Here is a 20,522-nt window from a genome sequence, read left to right on the forward strand (position 1 = left end):
GCGCACGGAAATACACGGCTATTTCTTCCCTTTTTTCTTCTCCTGCTCAGACTGAATGCGCTGCTGCTCTTTGAGCGCCTCCTGAAGTCGGCTACCAAATCCAGACTTTTTCTTGGGCTTCTTCTTGTTGGCGTTCATCTTCGCCTTCAGTTTCTCCTCGTCAATCAGGAAGTTTTTCGTGATGATCGTCTGACCGATGTTGAACGTATTGGAGAAGAAGAGGTAAGCGGTTAGTCCGGAAGCGAAACTGTTGAAGAAACCGAGGAACAACAGGGGCATGACGTACTGAAAGTACTTCATCATCGGCTGCGCGGAATAGTCCATGTGCTTACTGTTGTAGTAAGCGTAGATGACCGTCGTGATCGCCCAGAGGACGGCGAAAAGGCTGATGTGGCCCTGCATGAAGGGAATCCACTCGGGGATCGTCGTAAGGACGTCGTAAGTACTCAAGTCATTTGCCCACAGGAAATTCTCCTGCCTAAACTCGATGCTCGCCGGGAAAAAGCGGTAGAGCGCGAACCAGATCGGCATCTGCAAAACCATCGGCAAACACCCGCCCAGTGGGCTGGCGCCGTACTCCGAGTACATCTTCATCTGCTCGACTTGCTGCTGCTGCGCATCGTCCTTGTGCTTAGCCTTCATCTTCTCGAGCTCAGGTTTGAGCACCTGCATTTTCACGTTACTCACGAGCATTTTGTAGGTGAGCGGGTACACCAGCAGCTTCACCAGGATCGTCAACACGAGAATCGCGATGCCCATGTTGCCGATGAACTTGGACAAAAACTGGAAGAGCGGACGAATGACCCACCGGTTGATCGCACCGAAGATGGACTGCCCGAAGGAAATAACGTCGCTCAGCTCATACCCGATCGCCCGCAGACGGTCGAATTCGTTGGGACCGACGTACATCTGCATCCCGAACACCTCAGAATTGGCGTTCGTAACCGGAATTTCTAATTGCGCCGACACCTTTTTTAGGTACGGACTGGTCTCGTCGTCAAAAGTCTCGGTTGACAACACGGCCCCGGGGGAAAAACCTTCGTTCGCGATCAGCGCGGAAGTGAAGAACTGCTGCGAGCCGGCGACCCACTTCAGGCGCTGCTCGGGGACTTCCTCCGTGTCCGTGCTCGTACACGAACAGTAGTCCGTATCGTCGTCGACGGGCTTGAAGTAGATGGTGGAGTAACTCGCTTCGTAGTCACTGTTTTTCTCAATTTTGTCCAGGTAGTTATCCCACTGGAGGGTGATCTTTCCACCCTGCGCGTTGACCGCCTGGCCGAGACCTTCCATGCGGATGTCGTAATCCATCAGGTACGTGCCGTCGGTCAGTGTGTAGCGCTGCTCGAAGTAACCGCCGCCGCTGACGCTGGCGCGCATCGTCACCGTGTTTCCGTCGATCTGCGGCGTAAAGTAGAGGTCGGAGGTGCTAACGCCCGGGCCGGAGACACCGGTGGCGGGCAGCAAGTATTCAAACCGGTTGCGCTCGCTTTCCAGGAGGTAAAGGGGCAGTTTGATTTCATTTTTCTCTTCGTCCTCGACAACCTTGGCGTAGTTCTTCAACTCGACCCGCTTGATGTTGCCCCCCTTCGTGTTGAGGGTGACGATCATGAGGTCGTTTTCGAGCACGACGTCCTGCTGGCTGCCGACGGCGGCACTGGCGAAAGCGCCGAACTGGCCACCGAAGCGGGCCTGGCGGGTGCTGTCGTCGAGTGCGGACACATCTTCGGGCGTAAAAGCCGGGGCTAGTTCGTCAGCCGGCACCATTTCCGCGTCGTTGAGCGCGGTGATGCTATCCTGGTAGCGCGCCTGTGCCTCGATTTCTTCGGGGCTGGGGGCCACCACGTACTGCCAAACGGCGAAAATGCCGAGAATGAGTACGAGGCCGATGATGGTACTGCGATCCATCTCCATAGGTCAATTCTTTATCCGTATAATTGGCGCCACGCCGGGGCTGAGCCAGCCACCGGGGGTCCGTTTTGGGCCGCAAAGGTACGTAAATATCGTCCGATGAATGCCCCAAATTCCACTTCCGGAGTGCCGCCGTTCGATCCGGCTTTGCACCACGTTTACCGTAAGGGCCGCTATTTGTGCGGTGACTTCCGCCTGCAGCCCGGTGAGTCAAACGCGCGGTTTGCGGAATGGATGTCGCAGCGGGGTCACAAGACTTACGCATTCGTGACGGCTTACAACCCTTACTCGGACGGTACCACTAGCTTGCCGGAGAATCTTGCGCGGTCGCGGGTGCTGAGAAAGTTGGTAGAAGAGCAGGGTTTTGCTCACCTGCCGGCGGCCGGCGTTGATCCCGCTGGCGAGTGGCCGGAGGAGGTTGGGGTAATGTTGTTCGACGTGGCGCTGGAGAACGCTCTGAAGATTGGAATCGATTTCAAGCAGAACGCGATCTTGTTTGGGGAAATAAGTGGTGAGCCAGCGGTACTTTGGTGTCGTTGTGTGCTGCGAAATACCAAATAAGCATTGCTGCTAAGCTTAGGTTAAGGTTACCGGCGTGATGACAACGGCTACGGGTGAGCTTATATATTTACGTACCTAAAACTCACACCATGTATAAGTATTTCATAAGCTTCTTACCCATTCTGTTTATTTTATCGTGCCAATCGGAGGAGTTGACACCAGCCATTCCAGGTTTTCTGTCGGGTGAGGTTCTTGCCCCGGGTGCGCCGGGCTATTCTAACCTGCAGAGTGCGTACGCCAATATGGACATTCAGTACGTCTATCGGTACTCACCGCAACAGATAAGTCATTCGGGCATTTATCGCCACCATTTCTTTTTGTCAGAAACACCACTTATCGTTGACGGCTTACCTACCCCCGCAACCGCCTACACCTTCACGCTCGATTCACCGACTAGAGAAATCGACCTGGATACAGTCGCCAGACCAACTGGCGCAGGCTTTGGGTTGCCAAGTACCTTACCCAGTCTCGGTACCGTTCACTATCACGAACGCCTCGATTTAGGGGTCAATATCCCCATTATTCACAACGCTCTCGAAGTCGATCTTGACGTTCTCCAAAATCAGGATGGTACGACCAGCTTCCAAATTACCAACCGAGATGACCCCACCCGAAGATTCCGAGCCGACGTCACCCTCCCGGTAACGAATATTGAATCCATCTTTTTCGACCCCCAGCTATTCAGCGGGACCGCCACACCCAAGAATCAGATGCAACTAGGCCAGGAACCAGTTGACTTAACGAACGCCTACTTCCGCCGCATCCCTTACCGAAACTCGGCAACCGAAATTATCCAATTATTTATAACACCAGAACCGCTGACCGATGTCTCTAAACAGGATCAAATATTTTCACAGGCCGCATGGCTAAGTTTCGAGGTACGTAAGGGTGAAGACCTTGGTCGACGCTTCGTCCAGCAGGGGCAAGGTTTTTTCTACGACATCAGCATGGGGTTTGGCTTTGCTACTTATCTTGAAAATTTCAACATCAATGGCTTTGAAATCACTAAAGAGACGTTCAGCCGCTACGGAGCTTTCGACGTCACCATCGACGGTGACGAAATAAACATGCGCTGGGATGTAATCAACAGTGACGAGGAGAGAACTAACTTTCGCGGACACTTCCAGGGCAACCTCATTGAATTATCACTACCGTAATTTATTCGGCCCGGACGTAGCGACCTACGGCAACGGCTAATTCGCTCGACAGGATAGCCCCCCGATGGCCCACCCCATTTAATTCCACTAGTTCAATCCGAACGGGGTCCACCGCCGCCAACCGCTGGCTCATTTCCACCGGGATCAACCGGTCCCCCGTCCCGTGGATAATCGTCACCGGGCAGTTAGCCTCCGCCAAATGGCGCTCGTTGTTGAGTTCGTAGTTCAGGAGGAAGTCGGGGAACATCCAGAAAAATTCTCCTTTCATCGCGGTGAGGCTCAGGTAGGGAGCTACGAGGACGACGCCCCTGGGGTTGTTCCGGGCGGCAAGAAAAGTGCCCGGACCGGTGCCGAGGGAGTAACCCACGATAACGATATTCTCTTCCCCGTAGCGATCCTTTAGGTGGTCGTAGACGATCTGAAGGTCGTCCGTCATGTTTTCTTCGCCGCCGATCCGACCTTCACTTTTTCCGAAGCCCCGATAGTCGACCAGGAAGAGATCGTATCCCATCCCCACGAGGCTACGCGTTTGGTACAGGCTACGCCCATTGTCGCCCACGTTACCGTGTAAATACAGAATTACGCCCGGCGCCACTTCCCCGGCGGCGGCTACCGTCATGGCGTTTAGCCGGATTCCGGGTTCCACTTCCACCCATTCTTCCGGGTAATTACCGTAACTATACTCGATGGCACGCGCGCGGGGGTGAAAGATTAGGGACTCCTGCTTTGCGTAGATAAGCGTAGCCAGGGCGACGTAGATAACGGCCAGGGTAATGAAGATGCCTTTCAGGACGCGCATGATACGGTGGGTTCAGGTTTGGCAAACGTAGGTGAGTGACCAAGGTTGATAGTACCCACGCGGTAACGTTGACGCCCCAGCTTAGGTAGCTACCGAAGGTAGGGACATACCTAGCCTAAGGGTCGGTACGATTCACGGAATATCGGTCAAAATTTTGCGGTGGGATCCAACATACTTTGCTCCTACTTAATCCACCCCGCACCCGCGACCGCGCCACCAAGAGAAATATACGGCCGAAGCAAAAGAATTGCGCTAATAACGTTGCCCAAAGCAGCGCTGGCCACAGTAAAATCGTTCCACGACTACCTAAAACAAACATTCACCTACCTACCCCACCCTGCCCCATCCTATTAACCGTAATCACCGCATGAAAAACTTTCTGTTCCTACTACTGCTCCTCATCGTAGTGGCCCTGACCAAGGCGATCGTCTGACAGTTACCGTAAGCTACGGTTGTCCACTTCCCCACCCTACCTCTCCCCAATTAGTAAGCCCCCCCGGGCCATAGCCTACCGATTTTCGTAAGGCCGCGCGCCGGTGCTCCTGATGTTCACTAGTTTTTTCAGCAGGTCGAACCAAAAAGGTGCGCCCATGCTAATCGCCAGGGCCGTGAGTACGAACCCGAGCAATTTCGTGATTAGCCCGTACGTCGTCAATTCCCGTAGTCGGACGCCCTGCCAACCCAGCCCCAGCGGTCGTTGCACCTGGGCGATCTCGGTGCTCAACAGATCGTTAATCCGGTCCAGGGAAGCTTCAATGCTTACCTCGCCAGGTTCGTTCGGGTAAAATTTATCACTTCCGTAATCCGCCGGGGTGGGCAATTCCGTCTCGTAGTCATTACGCTGAAATGGTTCGTCCGGTCCGTAATCAGGATCGATTTCTGGGTGAGGCAGATCGTTACTTCGGTCCGGCGGTAAAGTCCCGTCGTCGTACCCGACAGCTTCGCGGGCGCGGACGTACTGTTCGGCCGCTTCGGCAATCGTTTCCAGCGCTTCGGGGTCGTTGCTCAGCCGGTCGTAGAGCGCGACGGTGTCCGCGTTGAAAGCGATGGCGATCCCGAGGCCCATGAAGATGAGGATTTTCTGTACGTAGCGTTTGTACCAGCCCGCCGCGCGGTCCATCACGTTGTTGTACCAGTTCTGTACTTCCAGGCGAAACATGTCCGGGTTGCCACTGCTCTGCCGGTAGAGTTGTTGGAGGACATTGCGCAAATCTTCGTCCGGCAGGGCCGCGATCCGCTCCGGCAATTGCTCGTTGTCGCCTCCCTTCAGAATTACGTCGAAGAGGATGCTCTGGAACGTCTCGGCGTTCATGTAACTCGGCCCGGCAAAACGCTTCTCGCGCGCGCCGTACTGCTGGGTTAGGTGGCGGTAGAGGCTGTTGCGTTGAAATTCCGCCACCAGCACTTCACTTTCGTCGGAGCTGGCCAGCATGTTCCGCAGGGCTTTATTCAGGTTACGCGCGCGCAGGCTGAAGAAGGAGGAGAGCAACTCCATCAACGTCGTGGCCAGTAGGCTGAGCAGCAACAACACGAAAATTAAGCCGATAACAACCGTGAGTATCTGCATGCGAGAGGGAGGTTTTGCGCGGGCGCGGGTGCAAGGTAGTTAAAGTGGTCTGTGGTCTTTGGTCTGTGGTCTCTGGTCTTTAGTCTTTGCTCTGGAGCCTAGGGTGGATGTCTACCGTAGACTCTAGACCACAGACTCTAGACCTCAGACCCCAGACCCCAGACCCTAGACCCTAGACCCTAAACTCCCGACTAATATCTTACCTTCGCCCCACAAAATTTCTACCCCATGGGACGCGCATTCGAGTACCGCAAAGCGGCCAAAATGAAACGGTGGGCCGGCATGGCCAAGGCTTTTACCAAAGTCGGCCGCGAGATCAACATTGCCATTCGGGAGGGCGGCGCCGACCCCGATTACAACCCCCGTCTCCGCCTGGCGATCAACAACGCCAAAGCGGTCAACATGCCCAAAGCGAACGTTGATGCCGCCATCAAGCGCGCTACGGATAAAGACATGTCCGCCTACGAGGAAGTCACCTTCGAGGGTTACGGACCGCACGGTATTGCCATCTTCATCGAGGCTACGTCCGACAACAATAACCGCACCGTGGCCAGCATCCGCCACGCATTTTCTAAATACGGCGGCGCCATGGGTACGACCGGTTCCGTGGATTTCATGTTCAATCGCCGCGGCCAATTCATCGTCAAGCAGGAAGACCTCGCGGGTAAGGACGTTGAGGAACTGGAGCTAGAACTCATCGACTCCGGCCTGGACCGCATCGAAACCGACGAAGACGAAACCAGCTTCTACACCAGCTTCGAAGATTTTGCCGGCTTCGGCCCCGAACTGGAAAAACTCGGCATCAACGTCTCCAAAGCAGAGCTCGTTCGGCTACCGACGCACACCAAGAAGCTTTCCGACGAAGAGGTGGAAGAAGTGTACGTCTTAATTGAGAAATTGGAAGAGGACGATGACGTGGCTAGTGTATTTCATACGCTGGATGATAGTGAGGAGGGAGTTTAGGCGGTAGGCGGTAGGCGGTAGGCGGTAGGCGGTAGGCGGTAGGCGGTAGGCGGTAAATTTCGGGAGTCTCCCGCCTACCGCCTAATTCTTCCTACCGCCTACCCTCCTACCCTTCCTAACCTTTACCCTACCCTGACCCTCCCGCAAGCCACCCGACGTAAATTTGTGGAACGCTTTTCAGCCCATTGCGTTATGTGCTGGAATAACTCCCGCAAGCCATGAAAAAGTCTTACATCCTCGCGCTCCTGATGGTCATCGGTGCCGTCTGCCTCGTTTACTTCAGCAGTGACCAGGAAGTTGCCCGGTACCGCAGTTTCGCGGAAGCGTCAACTACCGGCACGTCGGTTAAATTAGTGGGTACGCTCGTCAAGGATAAACCCATGGATTACAACCCGTTGGAGAACCCTGATCTGTTCAGTTTTTACCTGAAGGACGAGCAGGGTACCGAGCGGCGGGTCAACCTTACGCAAGCCAAGCCGCAGGACTTTGAGATGAGCGAGTCAATCGTCCTGTCCGGTAAAATGGTCGGTGAAGAATTCCTCGCGACGGACATTCAGATGAAGTGCCCGAGTAAGTACAAGGACGAGGAGAGCATGATCAAGGAACTGACGGAGAGTTAGACGGCCTGCTGTCTTTTAATCAGCTTCGCTGGTTAGATGCCTCGCTTTTAGGCTACCGCACTTCATAGCATCCTTCTCCCTCCCCCTTAAAGACACAGTAGCTTAAAAGCGAAGCGTCTTACAACGGCGCAGCCGCCTACAACATGGAAGAAATCCAATACATCGGTGAACACCTGGGTCCACGCTACGTCGGCCACTTCGCCCTGCTGCTTGCATTTTTCGCCGGCGTACTAAGTCTGATCAGCTACTTCCTGGCCACGCAGTACCGCGACGAGCGGTTGCGCGGTGGCAAATGGGCGCGCCTCGGCCAACTAAGCTTCCTCGCGCACGGCGCGGCGGTGTTTACGGTGATCGGGACGATCTTTTTCGCAATGCTCAACCAGTATTACGAATATAGTTATGTCCAGGCTCACGTTTCCGCAGATTTGGATCAACGGTATATCTTCTCCGCCTTTTGGGAAGGCCAGGAAGGAAGTTTCCTGCTCTGGATGTTCTGGCACGTGATCCTCGGGTATGTCCTTATGGTAACCGCGCGGAAGTGGGAACGGCCCGTAATGACGGTCATTACTTCCGTTCAGGTGGTACTCGCGAGTATGGTCCTGGGGGTCCACTTCGGGTTCGGCGACATGCTTTTCAAGCTCGGCTCCAGCCCGATGCTATTGCTCCGGGAAACGATTGCCATGCCAATCTTCCAGCAAGCGGATTATGTAGATTTGCTAAGGGGTAGTGGTCTCAACCCGAGTCTTCAGAATTACTGGATGACCATTCACCCGCCAACACTTTTCCTCGGCTTTGCGAGCACGATCGTACCGTTTTCCTTCGCGATTGCGGGACTCTGGTTGAAGGACCACACGGGCTGGCTTAAGCCAGCTTTGCGCTGGGCCTTGTTCAGTGGCGGCATTCTCGGTATCGGCATCCTAATGGGTGCGGCCTGGGCGTACGAGGCACTCAACTTTGGTGGCTACTGGGCGTGGGACCCGGTTGAAAATACTAGCCTCGTCCCGTGGTTATTACTGATTGCAGGTATCCACACGAATCTGATTAGCCGGGCGACCGGACAGGGAATTCGGGCTACCTATATGTTCTACCTCGGTACGTTCGTCATGATCGTTTACAGTACGTTCATGACGCGGTCGGGTATCCTGGGCGACACGTCCGTCCACGCTTTTACGGAGATGGGGATGGAATCCCAGCTGTTATTTTTTCTGGCGGCTTACGTGCTGTTGAGTATCGGAATGTTAGCTTGGCGGTGGCGCTCCGTCCCGACGCCGGCGAAGGAAGAGAGTCTTTCCAGCCGCGAGTTCTGGATGTTCGTCGGTAGCTTGGTGTTGTTCATGTCGGCAGTTTTGATGACGGGCGCGACCAGCCTTCCGGTTTATAACGAGATTCGCCAGTTCTTCGACCCGGTTTTCGACGGTATCGTGCTGGCCGATCCGGTCGATCACCACAACCGTTTTCAGATTTGGATTGGTATTTTTATCGGCATCATGTCCGGCATCGCGCACTTCTTACGGTGGCGGGAGCAGGATTTCGGGACGCAGTGGAAATCATTTGCTTTACACACCGGGGCCGCGGTCGCGGGTGCAGTGTTATTGAGTTGGGCGACCACGCTCTGGATCGATGCCGTTGCCTGGCAGTACAAACTCATGCTCTTTGCCGGTTGGTTCGCGGTGTGGACGAATACGGATTACCTGATCAGATTTGCGCGGCGGGATACCAAAGTATTCGGCTCCTCACTGAGTCACATCGGTTTCGGTCTGCTGTTGATCGGCATCCTGGCGTCCGGTGCAAACAAGCGCATTATCTCCAAGAATACCTTCTTGATGGAGGGGCTGAGCGCGGACGAAGAACTCCGTAGAACCACCGTTATCCTCATCAAGGACGAGCCGATGGTGATGGAAAACTACGAGCTCACGCTGCGCAACGATACCATCGACGGCTTCAACCGTACCTACTTCATCGACTACAAGAAACGGGACGCGGCGGGGCAAATCATCGAGGAATTCCAGTTGGAGCCAAACTTACTCTACGACAAGAAATTCGAAAAGGTCGCCATCGTCAACCCCAGCACGAAGCACTACTGGAACCGGGACGTCTTTACGGTCATCGCATCGCTGCCCCTCGAAGAACAGAGCGCGGAGGAAAAGCAGGCCAAGGAAGACAGCCTCAAGTACCACGTCTATGATTTAGCGGTGGGAGAAGACGTAATCTTTAAGGATACGCTGGAGATTCGCCGGCCGGACACCTTCATGATCCGCCCGTACAACCTCGAACTAACCGAATTTTCCCGTTCCCCGCGTCACCCCGATTACGTAGCCGAACCGGGCGACCTCGGCGTCAGTGCCAGGATCAACGTCAGCCGCTACGACGCCGACACGGTTTTCGCCGCCCAGATTGCACTCGTCCTCCGGGAAGGGCTGCTGTTCCACTACCCCGCTCAGGTAAACGAAATTGGCACCCGGGTAAAGATCGACGAATCCATCTTCGACGAACTACTGGTGGCCGAAGCCGACCTCGACTACCAAGAGATCAAGGTAAAACCGGGCGATCAGTTCTCCGTCGGCGAAAACCAGTTCACCTTCCGCGCCTTTCAACCGCAGCCCACCGTCGACCACTACGTGGCGCAATCGGGCGACATCGCCGTTAGCGCTATTCTCGACGTCGTCAGTGCGGACGGCAGCACGGGAGAACTACAGCCGGTATTCATCATCCGCGACAACGTCCCCAACCGCGTACGGGACGAAGACCGCAAACTCGGCCTGTTCGCCAACCTCATCAACCTCGACCCGGAGTCGAGTGAAGCGACCCTACTCATCGCACAGACTTCCCCGAAGGATGCGCTGAACGTTCCGATCGCGGTTGCGACCAATTCCGACCGCTCGGACTGGCTGGCCCTTCAGGCCATCGAGTTCCCAGGTATTAACTTAGTTTGGATCGGCACGATTTCGATGATGCTGGGCTTACTAATCAATATGGTGGTTCGGATTCGTCAGCGGCGGCGGAAGGGGTTGTTGGAGGTGGAAGTCTAAGTGATTTGCTCCTGATCCGACAAATTATTCATCAAGCTTCTTCACGCGTGTTCCATGAAATTTCGCCACCGCAAATTCCGCATACTGGTTACTAGCTTTGTCACCGTGGCGTTTCTGATGGCGATCATTGTTTTTCAGCACGGAAGTTTCGCCGTAAACTTTAGGCTGTTTTGGTTCGGAATCATCTTGTTACCACTGTACGTCGCGCTCCGTTACGGGGCGGGTATTTTCGAGCGGTACGTTGTTGACGCGAGCGGGCTCACAATTCGGCGGCCTTTCCGAAAAGCACTGCGGATAGACTTCACAGAAATTAAAACACTGCGGCTCTTGAAGGAAAATATGGAAGGCGCGCCGTTACGGGGCAAGTTCGAAATCCGGTACCGACCCGATCGAATACACGCTATCGAGTTGGATTACCTCAAAATGCCTCACGAGTTTATGTCGCGAATCAATGCCGGCTTTCGGGATAGGTAATCGCCCGTCCGCAGCGCGGTAGTTTGGCAACGGAAAGATCAATTCGCCGGGCCGTCGTACTCTTTGCGCTTCAATTCATATACGTACCAGAACGGCTGTCGCGATACCAAACCAAAGGGATCGAAATCGCCCAAAAAAGCGATCTCGTTGGTGTACACTAATGTACCGCCCGGAGGTGGATCGGGGGTGTTGGTCCGCTCGGAATACAGACACATACTCGTTTCGCAAGCAGACCAATTTCTGTTCTCGTCCTCGATGATAATCACACCGCCCCGGCGCTGGTAAAAACGGATGACTAAGTGTGAAAGACTGAATACGTGGCGACCGTCCGCAAATAGCGTTACTGGCTCCGAATAGTTATCGTACACGTAGCGCATCGCGTGGGTGTTGTCGTTCATCGACCGGACGCAGACGGAGACCAGCAGGGCTACGTTTATCACTATCGCCAGTACCAAACCTCGCTTCGGCCAGCCGGAATCGAATAGCTCCGTTCCGTACTTCTCTTTCAAGTCACGTAACGAGACCACCAGCGCGACGGACAGGAAGGGCAACATCGGGAACATAAACCGAATATCTTTACGGGACAGCGCGGAGTGCGCCACGAAAAAGAAAAGGAAAGACCAGGTGATCGGGTCTTTACGGTAGCGCCAACAGAACCACCCAGTGGCGGCTAGGTACACCAGACTCAGGGGTGGGATACCCCGCTCGAAAATATACTCGATGTAGCCATACCAGGGTTTCGTACCGAACCCGGCGGCTTTACCCTCGATCAAGTTCTGCGCGAGGTAGTTCCAGGGGGCAAAAACCCATTCATTATAAAACCAGCGGTCGATCAACGTACCCACACCAACAACCGTGAGCCCACCGACAATTAGTAATCCGAGATATTTCCAGTTCGGTTTGCCAACGAACAACAGCCACGCCACGAAGCCCACCACGGCCAGCGCCATCTGGTAGCGAAATTCGAAACTCAACCCAAACAAAACGCCGGCCCACAAGGCACTGCTCTTTCCCCCATTGCCCGACACCCGCGACAGCGCAAACTTATCTAAAACCGGTGGCAATGGATAGGCCAGCAACCCAAAAACAAACATCGCCCCCGACCAGGATTCACTCGCGAAACGCACACCGGCGAAGACGTTGCACCAGCTAAACAACAGCGCCAGGGCTAGCCACTTACGGTTCGTCGCGTCCGAAAAAGTGGGGGCGTACCGCCGGTAAAGCGCCACCGCAACACCGAGGTACAGCACCGCGCTGAATAAGCGTAGCAAGCCGGCCATAAAGAATGGATTCACCTCACCAAACACCGTAAGCGCCTGGTAAACAACGTAGGCCAGAAAGGGCTGGAGGGCCGGCCGCATTTGCTCCGCAAACTCCCAGGGAAGATCAGCGCCAGCCACGAAACCCACTTTGTGGGCCGCAAATTCCAGCACCTGAAAGTGTTCGTCGCCCTGGTAAAAACCGGTGGCGTTCCAGACGGTCAGCAGGAGGACCGCGGCGGCGATTAGCAAGTAGTTACGCGGCAAGGGATAGTTTTTTGGTCAGGCGAATGTAGCGCTTTGGTGATGGGGCAACTAAAATATATCTTTAGTCGCTCCCTGATGTCCTTAATCTTACTTTATCGCTCCAGTATGTTCCGAATTTGCCTTGCGTTGATCGTCCTACCCACCCTACTCGCCGGCCAGCATTCCGTTGCGGACACGCGGGCCATTCCGCTTTTACGAACGATTCGCGACACCATCGCTTACCACCACCCGGCGGCGCAGTCCGCAGCAACACGCGCGGCGCTGCGATTAGCTTACGACGACGCCGAGCTTACTTTGCAACAATTGATCGCCGCACCGGGAGACTCCATCGGGGTTCAAGACTTCATTCTCACCGCCGCCACGTTCCAAAGGCAACTCCAGGACGGTCACCTGCAGTTGAGGCCGCACCGGTCGAAAGCGTGGAAGAAGGCGCACAAAGATTACCGCCGCCCGTCCACCTACCTGACCGCAGACGATCAGCTCATCCTGGTGACTGATCTGCCAACCAATCAAGATACCCTGCGCAAGGGCACCGAAATCCTTGCTTTCAACGGCCAGCCCGTGGCTGATTTGATCGATCAACTGACCGTGTTCAGCGGACTAAACGATGAGGGGTACGACCGTGCGGCCAGGGTCATCCACAGTAAATCCCTGGCCTACCACTACCAGGAACGGTACGGCTACCGGGACAGCCTGACGGTAACTTACCTGGTACCTGAAACGGGTTCGACGCGGGACGCGGCGATCGGTATGTTGGTGCCCGAAGCAGCGGACGCTACGGACGACCCTCCGACCCGGAGCGCAAAGAAACGCGCCCGGAAGGAGACGGAAGCCAAGCTTCACGAAAAATTTTTGAGCCTGAAGAAAGCTCCGGACAGCAGTGCCTGGATTCTTACGGTCCGCTCTTTTTCGGACAGCCGATTCAAGCACGCCAACTACGGCCGGCTGCTGAAACAATCCTTCGCGAAAATCAACGAGAGTGGTCTGGGCAAGTTGATTCTTGATTTACGGGTCAACGGTGGCGGCGACATGGGCAACGCGCGTACCCTGATACGTTATTTAGTCGACGAGCCTTTTGTTATGGTGGACGAAGTTGTTAGCACCGCCCCCACGGCCGGTGGCGTTGGCTTGTTCCAAAAATATGGTCTCTACGTCGGTGCCGGAGTACGCAAACGGAACGATGGGTACCACCTCGGCTACGCGGAAAAAGTCGCCAAACCGATGCGGAACGGCTTCCGGGGCGATCTGGTCGTGCTGGTCGACGAAGGCACCTTTTCCGCCAGCACGTTGGTGGCCCGAACCCTCGACGTGATGGACGTGGGCGTGTTGGTGGGTACACGGACCGGTGGCGGGACCGGGACGCTATTCGGCGGAAAACTCCGGAAGATCATTCTGGGGGAGAAGAACGAGCTGCAACTTAGTTTGATCGTACCCGTCTGGACGTTCAAACCCCTCGGGGCTACGCCGGGCACGGTTACTCCAGACGTTATTATTTCCTTTACTAAGGAAGATCTACTCAAAGATATTTCACCGATGTACACCAAAGCGCTGGAAATACTGAACGGCGATTTTCCCCGTTAATTCGGCGCGCGCCCTACCTTCGCCCCATGCACCAAAGGCACTACGACCGACGCCAGTATTTCGACGAGCAAGCCCGCACGACGCGCGAGTTCGTCATCCCCTACATCAACCAATCCATGCCGATCTCGGCGAAGACCCGCGTCTTCGAGATTGGCTGTGGGGAGGGCGGCAACCTCGTTCCTTTCCTCAAACTTGGCTGTGCGTGCGTCGGTGTCGATCTCCTCCAGAGTAAGATCGACCTCGGCAAAGAATACTTACGCGACGTGGCCCCGGGCGCGCCGGTCGAGCTGGTCATTCAAGATATTTACGACGCTAGCGCCGACCGCCTCGGCCAGTTCGATCTGATCATGCTGCGTGACGTCATCGAGCACATTCACGACCAGGAACGGTTTCTCACCATGGTCCACCGTTACCTAAAGCCCGGTGGCCGCATCTTCTTTGGTTTCCCCCCGTGGCGAATGCCGTTCGGCGGCCACCAGCAGGTGCTGGACAATAAATACCTGAGCAAACTGCCGTGGTTTCACTTGTTGCCGCGATCGGTTTATAAGAAAATACTGCAGTTGGGTGGAGAAAAGCCAGGGCGGATCGACGACATTCTTGAAATCCAAGAAACGGGCATCAGCATCGGCGAATTCAGTGCGTTGATCGAGCGCACCGGCTTCCGCTTCGAGCAGAAGGATCTGTGGTTCATTAACCCCAATTACCAGGCTAAATTCGGTCTGCGCCCGAGGAAACTGAACGGGCTGCTTGCGAGCATCCCCTGGGTGAAAGATTACTACACCACTTGTTGTTACGCATTAGTTCGCGCCGCGCAAGCCGGTGAAAATTAGGGGCGCGGCCGTAGAAGCAAAGAAGCTTGGTGAAGAGCAAAAGTGATTGGCTCCTTACTTCAAGTCAAAAAGGTCCACCACCCCCGGGTACCGGTCTACCTCGAACCCTTCGGCAAACTCAAAATTGGCCTCCCGGGCAAAGCTGCGCGCCTTGGCTTCGATAAAGGCCATGAAGTCCGCCCCGCTGATCGGCGTTTTTACCTGCTCGGCGAACTCCCCCATTTTGTGGTCGTCGAACTGGCTTTCGTAGCACCGGATGATGTCCATCTTCTTGGCTAGGTAGCCGGAGATGTCCACGACAAAGTCCGGTTTGCGGTTCCGATCCTGAATGTAATGGTAGACGTTGTCCGGCCGGTGCTTCCCCTGCGGTTTGCCGTTGTCGTCGGTAGTTCCAATTTTAATCAGCCCGCTGTAAAAACACGCGTCGGAAGTTAGCTTGGCGGCGCGGCCGTGGTCGGGGTGGCGATCGGCGAGCGCGTTGGTCAACACAATTTTGGGCGTGCAGCGGCGCAGCACCCGGACAATCTTAATAATGTTCTCCTGACTGTACTCCATGAAGCCGTCGGGCATGTCCAGGTTCTCCCGGAACCTCGCACCGATTTTGACCGCAGCGTTGTTTGCCTCCCGTGTGCGAATGTCCGCGCTTCCGCGTGAACCGAGTTCACCACGGGTAAGGTCCAGCATACCAACGGAATAACCCAGGTCGATGTGCCGCAGCAAGGTACCTGAAATGGCTAGTTCGATATCGTCGGGGTGTACGCCAATGGCGAGAATGTCAACGTGCATAGTATTTATTTTTGGAGGTACGGAAGCGGAGAGAGGTTAGCATTCCGGGCGCGCTACGGGGATGTTAAAAGCCAAACCGCCCTCACTTGTTTCTTTGTACTTCGTGTTCATGGCCTTCGCCGTGTGCCACATGGTGCGGATCACGGTGTCGATGCTGACCAAAGAATCCGCGGGGTTACCGGACAAGGCCAGGTTCGCCGCCGTAATTGCCTTCATCGCGCCCATTGCGTTGCGCTCGATGCAGGGGATTTGTACCAACCCGCCGACGGGGTCGCAAGTCAGACCGAGGTGGTGTTCCATCGCGATTTCGGCGGCCATCAGCACTTGCGCCGGGCTTCCGCCCAGGACTTGCGTTAGCCCGGCGGCCGCCATGCTGGAACTCACGCCGATCTCCGCCTGGCAGCCACCCACCGCCGCCGATATAGTCGCGCCCTTTTTGAACAGACTTCCCACCTCCCCTGCAACGAGTAGAAATTCTTCGATCCGGGGTTCATCGTAGTCCGTGCAAAAGAAATCGTAGTACAGTAGCACCGCCGGGATTACCCCCGCCGCGCCGTTCGTAGGCCCCGTGACGATGCGGCCCATCGCCGCGTTTTCTTCGTTGACGGCCAGGGCAAAACAGCTGATCCACTGGTTAATTCGGTTGAAGCTCTGGTAGCTATTGCGAATCAGCTTTTCCCAACGCTCCGGGCTATCGAACGACTTACCGTCGAGTAAGTCGGCGTTGATCGCTTTGGCGCGCCGCACGACGTTGAGCCCGCCCGGTAAAATCCCCCCGGTGACGCAGCCACGGTAGACGGCCTGCTTCATGGTCGTGAATAGCTCTAGTAGTTTGGCGCTGACTTCCTCGCCGCTCCGTAGGCTCTCTTCGTTCGCGCGGACCACCCCGGCGATCGACATTCCCGTGGTACCGACGTGGCGCATAATGTCCGCCCCCTTCGCAATCGGATAGGGTAGCCTAATCTTTTTGCCCTTCAGTGGTGCCCCGGAGCGCTGAATGAAGCCCCCACCCACGCTTGCGTAACGGACGGAGTGCACGATTACGCCGGCTTTGTAAACCGTAAAAATGAGCGTATTCGGGTGCGCGTCGTGGTTTTCGTTGGTAAAAATGAGGTTCTCCCGCTCGCTGAACACGACTGAATTGCCGTTTAAATCAAGCGTCATGCACTCCGCTAGTTCGCGGACGTAGTCGGCAATCTTCGTCGTGTCCACCGTAATCGGATCGTGGCCCAGCAGACCCATGATGATGGCGACGTCGGTCGCGTGGCCGTGGCCCGTCTTGGACAGAGAGCCGTAGAGCTTGATTTCAATTTGGTCGACGGGCAGGTCGGGCAGGGTTTGCACGAAATCCTGCGCGGCTTTCCACGGGCCGATGGTGTGCGAACTGGAAGGACCGACGCCGATCTTGAAAATATCGAATACGCTAATGGCGGGCATGGTGGACTTGGTTTTGTGGTTGGTTGGGGGCGGACCAAAGATACGCGCTTCCGGTACAGGCTGCTTCCAAAACGTACCGAGACTTTTTACGGACGCGGTACTACCTTAGCCAGTCCAAAAACTAGCGTATGCGTACCCCAATCACCCTGCTCCTGTCCCTCCTGCTTTGCACCGGCGTCCGCGCCCAAAGTTCCATGCCCGAGGCACCAGACCGGGACGGTAGTTTTGGTCAGGGCCCCTACTCCCAACTCATACTGCGCGGCCTGACTTTAATCAACGGTAACTGCGCGCCGCCGACCGGCCCGGTGGATATCGTGATCGAAAACAACCGCATCGTCTCGGCAGACCCGGTGGGCTACCCCGGCGTCCCGATCGAGAAGGACGGTCGTCCAACACTAAAATCGGGCGGCCGCGAAGTGGACTGCACCGGGATGTACGCCCTGCCCGGATTCATCGATATGCACGGACACACCGGCGGCCGCGCGCAGGGGGCGGAGGCGGATTACGTCTACAAACTGTGGCTCGGCCACGGCATTACGACCATCCGTGAGCCAGGAAGTTTTAACGGGCTCGATTGGGTACTGAAGCACAAAAAACGATCGGCCGCCAATGAGATCGTTGCCCCGCGCATCGTTGCCTACACCGGGTTCGGACAGGGCCGCGCGGAGAAGTTTACGACCACGGAAGAGGTAGGCGATTGGGTCCGCCAGAACAAAGAGAAAGGGGCCGACGGCATCAAACTGTTCGGCATGCGCCCGGACCTGATGCAGGCCGCGCTGGAAACCAATAAGGAAATCGGGCTGGGATCCGCCTGCCACCACGCGCAGATGGACGTTGGCCGCTGGAACGTGCTAAATTCCGCCCGCGCCGGGCTCACCACGATGGAGCACTGGTACGGCCTGCCCGAGGCCTTGTTCACCGGGCGCACCGTTCAGGATTACCCCGTCGACTACAACTACCGCGACGAGCAGGACCGCTTCGGCGAGGCCGGCAAGCTCTGGAAACAGGCCGCCCCACCCTACTCCGAACGCTGGAACGAAGTAATGGACGAACTACTCGAACTCGACTTCACCATCAACCCCACCTTCAATATTTACGACGCCAACCGCGACGTCATGCGCGCGCGTAACGCCGATTGGCACGACGAATTCACGCTGCCTAGTCTCTGGCGTTTTTTCCAACCGAGCCGCATTAGCCACGGCTCTTACTGGCACCGCTGGGGCACGGAGCAGGAGGTCGACTGGAAAAATAATTATCGGTTGTGGATGACCTTCATCAACGAATACAAGAACCGGGGCGGGCGCATCACCGCGGGTTCTGATTCCGGCTATATCTACCAAACCTATGGATTTGGCTACATTCGGGAGCTGGAATTACTGCGCGAGGCCGGTTTTCATCCGCTCGAAGTCATCCGGTCAGCGACGCTCTACGGCGCCGAAGCACTCGGAATGGAGGACCAAATTGGCACCATCGAGCCCGGCAAATTGGCGGACATCGTCATCGTCGGGGAAAACCCGCTCGCGGATTTGAAAGTGCTCTACGGAACGGGTGCGACGCGCCTGGCCGAGGACGGCAGCGTCACGACTACGCCGGGCATCATCTACACGCTGAAGGACGGTATTCTCTACGACGCGGTCAAGCTGCGCGAGGACGTTAAGCGGATGGTGCGGGAGGCCCGGGAAGAGTAGTTTATGGTTGCTGACGCGGATTGCGGCGACAAAGCAAAAAATAGCGGGCGCGGTCGCGGGTGCAAGGTAATTGGGGCAAGCTAAGCGACTGACCGACCGACCGACCGCCAAAAAGAACGGGGTAGCAACAACTTGTCGCTACCCCGTTTCACTTTACAGAATTGTTCAGCGCTTGAATACCTTGCGGGTACCGTACGTGCCGCCTTCCAGGCTGAACTTGAGTACGTAAACACCGGGGGTAAAAGCGCTCATGTCCACCTGATGCAGGTTATCCGTCTGTACCGATACGTTCCGGCCAAATGCGTCCAGTACTTGAATGGAAGTAAGGGCGTGGTCGGTCTGGATGTTGACCGTGCTGGTGGCTGGGTTCGGGTACACTTGCAGGTTTAAATCTACCGCGCGATCACGGGTGCTTACCACCGTTCTGTTTTTGTAGTACAGGCCACCGGATCCTGTGAACACGAGTAAGTCCGGCTTGCCGTCACCGTCCAGGTCCGCTACTACGGGGCGAGAGTTCACACCGTCGCCGTCGGACTGAGCAATGCCAAATGCGTTGACTACTTCGTCAGTAAACGCAGGCATAGTGGCCGTCCCAATATTCTCGAGGAATATGATTTGGTTGGTGTAAGTCGTAGAATCCTCATTGATTTCGGTTTCGAGCATACGCGTACCGATTAGATCGAGGTCACCGTCTTGGTCGATGTCGACCAAATCCGAATACCTCTCAAAAACGTCTAGATCGAGGCCGAAAGGGTCACCCACCGGCTCGGCAAAGGACACACTATCACGCACGGTAGTATTTTCAAAATAAAACGTACCGCTGGGGTTGACGCCACCGTCGGTACTTCCGTCAAGGTTAGGTCCGATAATGTCGAGGTCACCGTCGCCATCGATGTCTCCGAAAGACGGTTGCAAGCTGTTGAAGTCGGTGTTGGGTACTTCGAGGGAGAACGTATCCAATATACCCGCGGCAAACGTCGGTGCCACAGCGGTCCCCATATTTTCGTAGTAAACGGTTGCTTCATCACCGAAAACACCAGTACGATCATCCGATCCAAACCCCAAAAGATCTAGATCTCCGTCACTATCCAGGTCCACGACTGAAATAACCCTGATGTCTAACGTGGGCTGAAACCCAAAAGGGTCTGTTTGCCTGGCCGCAAATTGGGGCAGCGTTGCAGAGCCAGTGTTCTCTTGGTAGAATAAGGAGGAAAGGACCGGGTCATCCTCTCCTACATATTCGTAGAGGGTAGTGATGAGATCTAGGTCACCATCTCCGTCCAAGTCAGCGAAAACAGGATTATTGTAGTTATTAGACACGCCAATATCAGCATCAATCCCGAACGGATTGGTCACGGGCGCTTCGAAAACCTGCGCCTGCGCGACCGTGGCGCCGGCGAGCAAAAAGATACCGGTGCCGAGGACGCGCCGTACCTGGGTGCCGCCGATGCGGGGAAGCAACCGACTGGCCAGTGATTTGAGCTTAGCGAGGTTGTCGGCGGAAATACGCTGGCCGTTGGCTTGAAGCCGGGTTAATCGCTTAGAGAGGTAAGCCAACTGACGTCGCTGGCGGGCATAGTGGTAACGTAATTTCAT

The 20,522-nt window shown here is 55.7% G+C and carries 16 protein-coding genes; 9 read left to right on the forward strand and 7 right to left on the reverse strand.

The genetic code is table 11. The features are described 5' to 3' along the window. Positions 1–18: 18 nt before the first annotated feature. Complete coding sequence (gene yidC / locus GGR27_RS03060) at positions 19–1,911, reverse strand: membrane protein insertase YidC (protein WP_168035909.1); 1,893 nt, start codon at positions 1,909–1,911, stop codon at positions 19–21. Between the two features lie 96 nt (positions 1,912–2,007). On the opposite strand from yidC, the gene GGR27_RS03065 reads away from it, so the two are divergent. Both GGR27_RS03065 and GGR27_RS03070 read left to right on the forward strand, forming a co-directional pair. Then, positions 2,008–2,469: a DUF3293 domain-containing protein gene (locus GGR27_RS03065; protein ID WP_168035910.1), complete on the forward strand. Its 462-nt coding sequence runs from the start codon at positions 2,008–2,010 to the stop codon at positions 2,467–2,469. A gap of 89 nt (positions 2,470–2,558) precedes the next feature. Continuing rightward, positions 2,559–3,626 (forward strand): hypothetical protein, encoded by a 1,068-nt coding sequence (locus GGR27_RS03070; protein ID WP_168035911.1) that lies wholly within the window; start codon positions 2,559–2,561, stop codon positions 3,624–3,626. A 1-nt stretch (position 3,627) separates the two neighbouring features. Here the strand turns inward: GGR27_RS03070 and GGR27_RS03075 are convergent, their stop codons facing one another. Then, on the reverse strand, positions 3,628–4,425 hold the full coding sequence (locus GGR27_RS03075) for an alpha/beta hydrolase (protein ID WP_168035912.1): 798 nt from the start codon (positions 4,423–4,425) through the stop codon (positions 3,628–3,630). Positions 4,426–4,933: 508 nt separating this feature from the next. Continuing rightward, positions 4,934–5,992 carry a hypothetical protein gene (locus GGR27_RS03080; protein ID WP_168035913.1) on the reverse strand — a complete coding sequence of 353 codons (1,059 nt, stop codon included), beginning with the start codon at positions 5,990–5,992 and terminating at the stop codon, positions 4,934–4,936. A gap of 228 nt (positions 5,993–6,220) precedes the next feature. Between GGR27_RS03080 and GGR27_RS03085 the strand changes: the two genes are divergently transcribed. The 4 genes from GGR27_RS03085 to GGR27_RS03100 all read left to right on the forward strand — a co-directional run bounded on the left by GGR27_RS03085 (position 6,221) and on the right by GGR27_RS03100 (position 11,078). Further along, entirely contained in the window at positions 6,221–6,955 is a 735-nt protein-coding gene (locus GGR27_RS03085) for a YebC/PmpR family DNA-binding transcriptional regulator (RefSeq protein ID WP_168035914.1), read from the forward strand. 218 nt (positions 6,956–7,173) lie between these two features. Then, positions 7,174–7,575, forward strand: a complete 402-nt coding sequence (locus GGR27_RS03090; protein ID WP_168035915.1) for a cytochrome c maturation protein CcmE domain-containing protein — start codon at positions 7,174–7,176, stop codon at positions 7,573–7,575. Between the two features lie 143 nt (positions 7,576–7,718). Then, on the forward strand, positions 7,719–10,604 hold the full coding sequence (gene ccsA, locus GGR27_RS03095) for a cytochrome c biogenesis protein CcsA (protein ID WP_168035916.1): 2,886 nt from the start codon (positions 7,719–7,721) through the stop codon (positions 10,602–10,604). A gap of 54 nt (positions 10,605–10,658) precedes the next feature. Beyond that, complete coding sequence (locus tag GGR27_RS03100) at positions 10,659–11,078, forward strand: hypothetical protein (RefSeq protein WP_168035917.1); 420 nt, start codon at positions 10,659–10,661, stop codon at positions 11,076–11,078. Between the two features lie 38 nt (positions 11,079–11,116). On the opposite strand, the gene GGR27_RS03105 is transcribed toward GGR27_RS03100, so the two are convergent. Further along, positions 11,117–12,604, reverse strand: coding sequence for a glycosyltransferase family protein (locus GGR27_RS03105; protein WP_168035918.1), 1,488 nt, complete (start codon positions 12,602–12,604; stop codon positions 11,117–11,119). Between the two features lie 75 nt (positions 12,605–12,679). Here GGR27_RS03105 and GGR27_RS03110 point away from each other — a divergent pair, with 75 nt between their 5' ends. After that, the gene (locus GGR27_RS03110; protein ID WP_168035919.1) at positions 12,680–14,185 is read left to right on the forward strand and encodes a S41 family peptidase; all 1,506 of its coding nucleotides are present in this window, start codon (positions 12,680–12,682) and stop codon (positions 14,183–14,185) included. 26 nt (positions 14,186–14,211) lie between these two features. Further along, complete coding sequence (locus GGR27_RS03115) at positions 14,212–15,015, forward strand: class I SAM-dependent methyltransferase (protein WP_168035920.1); 804 nt, start codon at positions 14,212–14,214, stop codon at positions 15,013–15,015. Positions 15,016–15,069: 54 nt separating this feature from the next. Here GGR27_RS03115 and bshB1 read toward each other — a convergent pair whose 3' ends face one another. Further along, positions 15,070–15,801 (reverse strand): bacillithiol biosynthesis deacetylase BshB1, encoded by a 732-nt coding sequence (gene bshB1, locus GGR27_RS03120; RefSeq protein ID WP_168035921.1) that lies wholly within the window; start codon positions 15,799–15,801, stop codon positions 15,070–15,072. Between the two features lie 36 nt (positions 15,802–15,837). After that, positions 15,838–17,238 (reverse strand): L-serine ammonia-lyase, encoded by a 1,401-nt coding sequence (locus tag GGR27_RS03125; RefSeq protein ID WP_168035922.1) that lies wholly within the window; start codon positions 17,236–17,238, stop codon positions 15,838–15,840. A gap of 128 nt (positions 17,239–17,366) precedes the next feature. On the opposite strand from GGR27_RS03125, the gene GGR27_RS03130 reads away from it, so the two are divergent. Continuing rightward, entirely contained in the window at positions 17,367–18,926 is a 1,560-nt protein-coding gene (locus GGR27_RS03130; protein ID WP_168035923.1) for an amidohydrolase family protein, read from the forward strand. 165 nt (positions 18,927–19,091) lie between these two features. Here GGR27_RS03130 and GGR27_RS03135 read toward each other — a convergent pair whose 3' ends face one another. Next, positions 19,092–20,522 carry a T9SS type A sorting domain-containing protein gene (locus GGR27_RS03135; protein ID WP_168035924.1) on the reverse strand — a complete coding sequence of 477 codons (1,431 nt, stop codon included), beginning with the start codon at positions 20,520–20,522 and terminating at the stop codon, positions 19,092–19,094.

The organism is Neolewinella antarctica (genome assembly GCF_011927835.1).
Lineage (GTDB): Bacteria > Bacteroidota > Bacteroidia > Chitinophagales > Saprospiraceae > Neolewinella > Neolewinella antarctica.